The sequence below is a fragment of the Campylobacter sp. RM12640 genome, from assembly GCF_020137595.1.
GTDB lineage: Bacteria > Campylobacterota > Campylobacteria > Campylobacterales > Campylobacteraceae > Campylobacter_E.
Map to the genome: position 1 here is coordinate 1 of NZ_JACGAU010000071.1, position 527 is coordinate 527.

The window sequence follows — 527 nt, forward strand, 5'->3', positions numbered from 1 at the left end:
GGTAAAAAATAATATTTGAACTTACCATTGCTAAATTATTGTTTTTTGATATTTCTATATCTATATTTTTAAAATAGTCTTTATCTAAAAAATCATCAGGGTCTGCAAAAGTTACCCAAGGAGTTTTAACGTATTTTAGTCCAAGATTTCTAGCACTTGCTTGTCCGCCGTTTTCTTTATAAATATAAGTAATATTGTTTGGGTATAGTTTTTGATACCTTTTAATAATATTAGCTGAATTATCACTAGAACCATCATCTACCATTATTAATTGAATTGATTTTTCAAACCCTATACTTTGATTTATTATTGAAGTAAAAAAATCATCTAAATATTTTTCTACATTATAAACAGCTGAGACTATTGTGTAGGTTGAATATGGAATATGACTATTACCTAATTTTTTAATTATTAAATTATTTTTAGCTCTTTTTTTAATGTTATAGTCATGGAAAAATAATTCTGGATCTTTAAATAATTTTTTTACTTTTTTAAAAAAAAACATGTTCTACCTTGAATATATAATC

Annotated in this window: 1 protein-coding gene; it reads right to left on the reverse strand. The window is 23.1% G+C overall.

Annotated features, from left to right (window positions below; all coding sequences use genetic code 11):
* Positions 1 to 505 (reverse strand): glycosyltransferase family A protein (locus AVBRAN12640_RS09920; protein WP_336613010.1); only part of this gene is annotated, 505 nt, incomplete at its 3' end.
* Positions 506 to 527: the final 22 nt, after the last annotated feature.